The organism is Acetobacter sicerae, from assembly GCF_011516765.1.
Classification (GTDB): domain Bacteria; phylum Pseudomonadota; class Alphaproteobacteria; order Acetobacterales; family Acetobacteraceae; genus Acetobacter; species Acetobacter sicerae.
In genome coordinates this window covers 1-7,163 of record NZ_JAAABN010000044.1, presented here as the reverse complement: position 1 = coordinate 7,163, position 7,163 = coordinate 1, and the positions used below count along the sequence as shown (strand labels likewise).

The following is a 7,163-nucleotide window of genomic DNA, read 5'->3' as shown; positions in this document are numbered from 1 at the left end:
CAGCCCCATTGCGGACACTGATTCCAGAATCGCCCGCAATGGCGTCCCGATGCCAACCGAAAGCAGCGACGCGCACGCCCCCTGCGCCGCCGTCACCGCATTGGAGACCAGCGTCGAAAATGATCGCAGTTGCAGGGTCATGTCAGAGAGTGAAACTCAGCGGCTGAACGGTTCCGGTTGCGGCGTCCGTGTAGGTGATCGTGCAGTCGTAATTACCGATTGCATCACCAGTGACCGACGTGGAGACAGGCTGCGATTGGTCGACGCCATCCTCCTCAAGCATCTGCGCGGACACGACGCCCTGGATTTCGGCGGCAGTGATCGAGCGACCGACAGCCTGAGGCAGCCCTGCCCCGTAATCTAGATGCCAGAGATACGCGCCGGGATTGGTGAACAGCCGCCGCATGATCGACTGCTGGCTCTCTGTTGCGCCATCCACAACCGCGAGGCTGCCGGATGCGTCGAGATCGAGATCGCTGCCGAATGTGTGCGAGAGAACTGCCATTATTCCGGCCTGCTTGTCGCATCAGAGCCAGACTTCACACCACCATGAACGTGATTGTTCAGCCTGACGGATGAGGTTTTCACGTCAGTCTGCCCGGTGACAGTCTGGTCAGTCATGATATTCGCACCGAGAACCGCGAGGCTGGCAGCGGTGAACGTGAATGACGCCGCGCCGACCTTCAGGGTGATCGACCCATTCGCGATGGACAGCGATGCATTGCCTGCCCCCGCGTGGAACGCATCAGCCATCAGGTGATACCACGCGCCGTTTTCGTCAGCCTCACCGGATGACCGGCCATCTGTCGTTGTCGGCGGCGCACCACATCCAGCCCGAACGAGCCATTCTCCCGGTTGTGCGGGCTTGCCCGTTACTGGTGAAGTCGGAGCCTGAACGATGTCGTCGTGGATATCAGCCGAGGCGACGAGGTGCTCGGGATCGCCCTCGATCGGTGTGACCTTGACGTGCTGGCCCATCGACGGCGGAGATCCTGACCGGAGAGCGCCAGACCGAGCGCCGACCAGATACGGCATCCACCCGCTTTCGATATCCTCTGGCTGCAAATGGACTTTAACCGCATGGTTAACCGGGTCGACCGCCGAAACCAGTCCGAAGCGTGGATGTGGAATCGTGCCCTTGATTGCAGACGCAACACGTTTGGCGACTTCCGAGATCAGGTCAGTCATATTCGCCGCCCTCCTGATCCGATGTGTCCCGCGTCCGCAACGTGACGGTCTGTGTGTAGCCACCAGACCAGTCGAGCGATGACGTCACAGCGTCCACGTCCCGCGTGCCGTCCCATGTCGTGCCTGTGCCTGCCAGCGTGAAAAACTGCCTCGGAGCAAGATGAATGCTGCCCGGGATAGTCAGGCTGATCGTGCGTTCGTGCGCGACGATCTGCCGGTAGAGCATCACCGCTTTGTCTTCGAGTTGCTTCTGTTTCAGGCCCGGAAAACGGAAGCTGTGAAGCGTGCCGTTCTGGAGCGCGTTCTTTTGGGATGGGCCCAATGCAGAGAAATAGGTCTCGGAAGCGATCCGTTGCTTACTGTCCCACGACATGCAGTGAACGACGATTCCTTTGGCCGTCTGGTAATCGCGTTCCATCGAAAGATCGACGGCAGCAATGACCGGATAGCCTACCGCATCCGCTGGTATGTATTTCAGCGAATGGAACACCGAATTGTCTGATTTTGCAGACGGGAAAGGCCTACAAACGATCGTCCTGCCGTCCGCATACAGGTCGCAGTTCGCGCCATTCGCAACATAGCGCGCCAGATCAAATGCTGTCTGAAATCGCGTCTGCCCGTGCGATGATTGCCGCTTGTGTTCGATCTGCCAGAACTGGCCTTCCATGCCGGCTGAAAACTGAACGTCGGGCGTCAACCCAGCCGCCGTGATTACCGCCTTCATCAACTCCGGGCCGGTCAGATTCAGCCACGCTTCCTGAACGCGCATGTCCATCAGCTTGGCGAGATAGTCCCGGCACTGGATCTGCACCTGTCCGCGATGAGGAGTCAGGCTGACGTGATCGAGGATACCGGCGAAAATCGTTGCCCACTGAGCGCCACCGTTTTCGGCGTCTTGCATCTGCAACTGGACGTCAATGTCTGGCAGCGTCTGGCCTGTGGCTGGGTCGGCCACATCAAACCAGTAAGGCGGCATTGTTGTCGCCGGGTCGAACGAAAACGTCACATCCAGCGTGTCGCAACGAGCGTAGCGCGTGCTCTGGAGATTTAACGTGACGACGCCGAACCCAGACTGCTCAAGCCCGTTCACGAGACACCGGCAGCGCGGCGTGGACCAGTCGCTACCCCTGCGCGCAGCCGTGACTGTGATGTTCGTGTCACTCACTCGGCACACCGTCCGTCAATGTGCTGTCGGCAATCGGAATCGTGAGAGGTATCGGGGTCGGGAACGGTAGAAGCGACGGATCAGCCAGACCATTGAGTTGCGCCAGCCGCCACCACTGCGTGGCATCATCCAACTGAGCAGCCGCAACGTGAAAAAGGGAGCGGTCCACCGCCGTCACGCGCACAACGCTCACGCTGCCGCCCTCTGAACTGTTGTGTCAGTCGCCGTGCCGAGATTCACCGACGCCCGGTTCACAGATGACAGAGCCTCAGATGACGCGGTTGCGATGTTGGCGTTCTGGAGCGCCGTCGTCAGTCCGCTGCCGCTGGTCAGGCTGATCCCCTCAAGATTTTCGCCAGCCTGTGAGAGTGTTTCGGAAAGCCCGGAACCGGTCTCGTAGAGAGACTGGCTCATGGTCGCCACAGAGGACGGCGCGGATGACAGGTTTGTGGCCGCGTCCGAGAGGCTTGTGACGGCGCTCAGGCGGCTCGTAATCGAACCCATAACAGAGCCAGCACCCACCAGATTGGCGAGCGGCGTGATCTGCCCAACGACCGTCCCGATCTGACCGACCGTGTTTTCCACAGCACTGGCGACGCTGGACACCGTATCCGTGACAGTCGTGACGGCAGCAGCGGCATCAGAGCCGATCAGGGATGAAAGAAACGACGACGATGTGCCGCTGGACGATGTGACTTCCGGGCCGCGTTGCAGCACCAGCGTGTACGGGCAGACAGCGCCTTTCAGCGTGTAGCTGTAGCGGAATTCCGCGATCTTGACTTTGACTGCGAGGCCAGCCGCAGAGAACGTAACTGCCGTCCCTGCCCGCCGCATATTCGCGACAAGTTCAGCCCGCGCCTGCGCGTTCGGGCCGATGAAGCGACCTGAAAGCTGCAACTGCCCCGGATCATTGCCAAGCGCCTGAATGTTCAGGCCACCTCCGATCATAAACTGAACGACAAGCTGTTGCTTCCCGCCGATCTCCAGCGCATCCGGGACTTCCATGCCGGTCAGCGTCACAGAGTCCAGAACGACAGGCGCACTACTCCCCAGTCTGCCAATTGAGCCGATAGCGGCCTCAATGGAGGTTGAGTGACATTCATATTTTCCGGAGATGGCAGTTTCGACGCATGAAACCCAAACTAAACGATCAATCGCATAACTGCGGGCAGACCGTCAAGCGCAATCAGTGCAGCGGCACAAACACCGCGCCCTGCTTCGGGGCTGCTGACGAGCGGGGCACATACGGCCAGCGCTGCGGATTGGTTGCTGGATTCTCGGCCATCGCCTGCAATTCCAGGTCGGAGCGCAGGTCGAAAGGAATTAATTTCGACGCCAGAGGATCAATGCCACTCCCGTAGGTGTGGCCATCCGTGTACCGCGCGCACCGGCTCATGGCGCCGTCGAAATCCCACCCCTCAATCTTCATCGCACGCCGCACGCATGATGCGTCGGAGCCTGAAATGCCGCGTGGTCCGAGCCCGCAGGAAACGAGGAGCGGGAGACAGGCTGCGAGGATGAGAATATGAAGTCTCATAAGGGGAACATATCCCTTAACCTCCTTATAATTATTCCCCCACATCCAAGAGCTGACTGATATTCACATTTAGGACTTTGCATATTGCCAACATTTCTTCTGGGCTCGGACGCTTCAACCCCTTCTCAAATTGCAAAATTCGGCTTTCAGGTGTCGCTATTGCTTTTGCAAGAGTAACAACCGATACGCCTTTCTCCTCGCGGATGCGGATTAAATTTTGACCTATCTTTTTAGCGAGCATGTTGACGTTTCCGATTTACTTTAATTGGAAAGTAGCAATATATTATGTATTTCACATACATTTTATTGTCACGCTATATATTTTATTGTCACAATCTACGATTTTCGACATGATCCAGATCAATCCAGATACATTAAGACACACTAACTCGCATTTAAGTTAAAACTAGTTATTTTATTGCATTTTATATCTGCGTGACGCCATAACGCGTATGTTACCGTCTCGTTCACAGATTTTTTGGAGCATAGAGTGAAGAAAAAATTGATGATTCTTGCTGACCAAAAAATCCAGGAAAACGATCGAGAGGGCGCGATAGAGGTGATTGAAACCCTCTATGCTCTTTATGATGCAGAGGCCGAAGCAGCGAAAGTGCTGGGGCGCTCTCAGGGTACCCAAAAGAATAAAGAGAGGCAGGTAACTTCAGAACCCTGCGAGCATATAAATCGCGATTTTTAAATATATCAGCGATGAATCTCTTTGGGGGATAAGGGGACGTCTTTATATCCTACGAAGAGAAATACAATGCCGTCCCCGTGATGGGATATTGATGCGAACAACGCGAGCGCTTTCTGCTGCGCGTGGGGAAGCGTTTTCCGTGAGTAGGCCCTTACCGCCCCTTTAGATCTGCGCAAGGCCGCGACGTGCCAGCTTAAGGATTTCGCGGCCACACTTCTCTGTCGGGTTCAATCCGCTTTCTTTACCTCATTTTCAGACGGGGATTCGCACCTCTTAGCTGCAAGATCGAACCCTTTTTTGTATTTTCGTCTGCACTGTAAGATCGAACAATATTTTCAACCTTGAATGCCCAGATCTTCTCGAACAGGAGATTGGAACTCGACGCAATCATGTCCTTCATATAGAGATTGTTCACTCCCCACATCGAAGAAGAAACCATCTCACTATGCCCAACTAGGAATGGAAGGGTAGTGACGATACGGAGATCCTCGAAGGCCTCAAGATATCGGTCAATCGTATTCGTATCCAGATCGGCATTTTTCTCATCCCATTGCGCGATCAGTTCCAGAGCCTTTCGAGAATAGACATTGCAAACCATGCCCACCATACGGTTTAAGAGGGCACACTCATGAGTTTCGAAGTCAAATACATCTGATATCTTCGTGTCACAGTGTAGATCAGAGATAAATGCGGAAAACACATCCCAATCACATTCAGTCTTTTTTACTCGCATAGCGAATGCCAGTATCTCCTCAGGCCCCATGCCCCCGATGAACTCGGCATCGTCCTCAAATATCAGAGCATGTTCAACGCCACTCTCAAGGAGCTTTTTCGCCAGATATTTGAAACTACATGCAGCCCCGACCCAACCAGGTGTCGCGCGTAGCCCAGGGAAGATGTAAGTGTCGGAAGAAATTCGGCTCATAAGCAGCTCACGGCGCTCAAAGGTCTCTGGCATGCTAAGGGCAATAATCGGGGTGGAGACGGTCAGACGCCTTGATTGTGAATAAACTCGCCTAAAGTCGACAGCCCCAATAGCCATCATCAAACGGCTAACATAAAAGTGAAAGCCTGCGCCTGACTGTCGATTTGCTTCCAGAGGCACAGTGACGGACTGCTCTATCATCTGGCCAATCAGGGAAACAATTTGATCTGCATTCCCGACATCGGCAAATGCGATACTGTTCCCATATAAACTGAAATCGTAATCTGAAATATCAGGAGAGGTTTCAGTAACAACCGGAACTCCAATGGAAAGTGCCTCGAATATTCTTGTACTTTCCAGCGCGGACTCATCATAATAATGGATGTTTAGACAGACCCGCGCCTTGGAGATTTCCTTGTAAAGCTCTTCTCCGAAAAGATCATCAATGATCTTGACGTTATACCTGCTTGATACTGCTTCAAGAATGCGCTGGCGGCGAATGTTGTTCGTGTCACCATAGAAGATGACATCATATTCCTTAACCGTCGCGGGGATCTGAACACCATAAGCTTTTATGTAATTCAGATAGTCAGGAATACCACCTATACGGGCATAAAACACCTTCGGATAAGAAACACCAAGACCATCAAGAAAGCGTAACCCTGCCGAGGAATACTCGATGACGGCCAGGGATTCCTTCAGGCATGTAATATACTTCTCATTAAACCAGCGTGACATGCTCGATTGCTCAAGTTGCACACATATCCGTCTCTCGGCTGGAGGCAGACGATCATACATCTGAGCGCAGACGACAAAATAGAAACGGGAATTGAACGTTTCCGGCATCTCCGTCATGACAGAGACATCAAACCCCAGTGACGTCAGAGAGCTAGAAAGAATATAGGCAACAAAAAGAGTATGCTTCGACGCGATAATAGTTACTGAAGCCTCACTACCAATCTGAACAGAGGATGGGCTTGCGAGAAGAGCAGTCGTCGCATCTGCATTATGAGTAAGCCTACTACTTTTAATTATGGATTTTATATCACCGAACCTACCTCTGGCAAAAAGTTTTGAAAAAGTAATTCCTTTGCGCGTTCCAACCGAAACCCCTCTAAGAGGCGTTGTCACTTTCCAGCTCGAAGAACTCCTGATTGTGGCAAGTTCAATATCCTTTTCATCGACAAGTCTCGAGATTGTCTGGATATGGACGTTGAGATGATGTATCTCGCTGTTAAGGTGGTGAATGAGGCCGTCACGGGTAGAAATTTCACGATCCCTATCCCGACACATATTAGTAAGTTCTTTTGTCCTGTCTCTGTAGAGAAATAGATTATTCCTCACAGTTACAGAATCGGCTAGCATTTCAAGAAGATGAATCTTTTCTTTGGAGAGATTACATATTTTTTCTTCTAGAACTGAAACTTTCTGCTCATTCATTTCTAAAAGATTGCTATTTTGAGAAATTACACCTTCGAGATTCCTAACTCTTGCCGTGAGATCTGAACGAGAAGGTAATTCTGCCTGTTTTTGAATGAGCGTCTCGACGCGGAAATCTCACAGAAGGGTTGTACATCGGGTTAGATTATGAAAAAGTCTGTTTTGTAGAAAAGAAATTTTCGTAAGCTATAAGAAAACCCGATGCAGACAG

At 52.8% G+C, this 7,163-nt stretch carries 9 protein-coding genes; 1 reads left to right on the top strand and 8 read right to left on the bottom strand.

The window, feature by feature from the left end; all coding sequences use genetic code 11:
- Nucleotides 1-142: 142 nt before the first annotated feature.
- From GVI59_RS18200 to GVI59_RS18170, 7 genes are all read right to left on the bottom strand, one after another.
- A complete protein-coding gene (locus GVI59_RS18200) occupies nt 143-505 on the bottom strand; it encodes a phage tail protein (RefSeq protein WP_173575466.1) in 363 nt (120 codons plus the stop codon).
- Nucleotides 505-1,188 carry a baseplate assembly protein gene (locus GVI59_RS18195; protein ID WP_173575465.1) on the bottom strand — a complete coding sequence of 228 codons (684 nt, stop codon included), beginning with the start codon at nt 1,186-1,188 and terminating at the stop codon, nt 505-507. Before GVI59_RS18195 ends, GVI59_RS18200 begins: the two co-directional genes overlap by 1 nt.
- A complete protein-coding gene (locus tag GVI59_RS18190) occupies nt 1,181-2,353 on the bottom strand; it encodes a hypothetical protein (RefSeq protein ID WP_173575464.1) in 1,173 nt (390 codons plus the stop codon). The genes GVI59_RS18195 and GVI59_RS18190 overlap by 8 nt, the downstream gene beginning before the upstream one ends.
- Nucleotides 2,346-2,546 carry a hypothetical protein gene (locus GVI59_RS18185; protein WP_173575463.1) on the bottom strand — a complete coding sequence of 67 codons (201 nt, stop codon included), beginning with the start codon at nt 2,544-2,546 and terminating at the stop codon, nt 2,346-2,348. Before GVI59_RS18185 ends, GVI59_RS18190 begins: the two co-directional genes overlap by 8 nt.
- On the bottom strand, nt 2,543-3,373 hold the full coding sequence (locus tag GVI59_RS18180; RefSeq protein ID WP_173575462.1) for a hypothetical protein: 831 nt from the start codon (nt 3,371-3,373) through the stop codon (nt 2,543-2,545). Before GVI59_RS18180 ends, GVI59_RS18185 begins: the two co-directional genes overlap by 4 nt.
- Nucleotides 3,374-3,539: 166 nt before the next feature.
- Nucleotides 3,540-3,890, bottom strand: a complete 351-nt coding sequence (locus tag GVI59_RS18175; protein WP_173575461.1) for a protein-tyrosine phosphatase family protein — start codon at nt 3,888-3,890, stop codon at nt 3,540-3,542.
- Between the two features lie 31 nt (nt 3,891-3,921).
- Nucleotides 3,922-4,131 carry a helix-turn-helix domain-containing protein gene (locus GVI59_RS18170; protein WP_173575460.1) on the bottom strand — a complete coding sequence of 70 codons (210 nt, stop codon included), beginning with the start codon at nt 4,129-4,131 and terminating at the stop codon, nt 3,922-3,924.
- A gap of 249 nt (nt 4,132-4,380) precedes the next feature.
- Here GVI59_RS18170 and GVI59_RS18165 point away from each other — a divergent pair, with 249 nt between their 5' ends.
- On the top strand, nt 4,381-4,587 hold the full coding sequence (locus GVI59_RS18165) for a hypothetical protein (protein ID WP_173575459.1): 207 nt from the start codon (nt 4,381-4,383) through the stop codon (nt 4,585-4,587).
- A gap of 241 nt (nt 4,588-4,828) precedes the next feature.
- Here the strand turns inward: GVI59_RS18165 and GVI59_RS18160 are convergent, their stop codons facing one another.
- The gene (locus tag GVI59_RS18160; protein WP_173575458.1) at nt 4,829-6,952 is read right to left on the bottom strand and encodes a glycosyltransferase family protein; all 2,124 of its coding nucleotides are present in this window, start codon (nt 6,950-6,952) and stop codon (nt 4,829-4,831) included.
- Nucleotides 6,953-7,163 lie beyond the last annotated feature (211 nt).

What these genes read in the sequence shown, in the direction of transcription:
- GVI59_RS18200 (WP_173575466.1), bottom strand. Translation starts at nt 505, where the DNA reads ATGGCAGTTCTCTCGCACACATTCGGCAGCGATCTCGATCTCGACGCA.
- GVI59_RS18195 (WP_173575465.1), bottom strand. Translation starts at nt 1,188, where the DNA reads ATGACTGACCTGATCTCGGAAGTCGCCAAACGTGTTGCGTCTGCAATC.
- GVI59_RS18175 (WP_173575461.1), bottom strand. Translation starts at nt 3,890, where the DNA reads ATGAGACTTCATATTCTCATCCTCGCAGCCTGTCTCCCGCTCCTCGTT.
- GVI59_RS18170 (WP_173575460.1), bottom strand. Translation starts at nt 4,131, where the DNA reads ATGCTCGCTAAAAAGATAGGTCAAAATTTAATCCGCATCCGCGAGGAG.
- GVI59_RS18160 (WP_173575458.1), bottom strand. Translation starts at nt 6,952, where the DNA reads ATGAATGAGCAGAAAGTTTCAGTTCTAGAAGAAAAAATATGTAATCTC.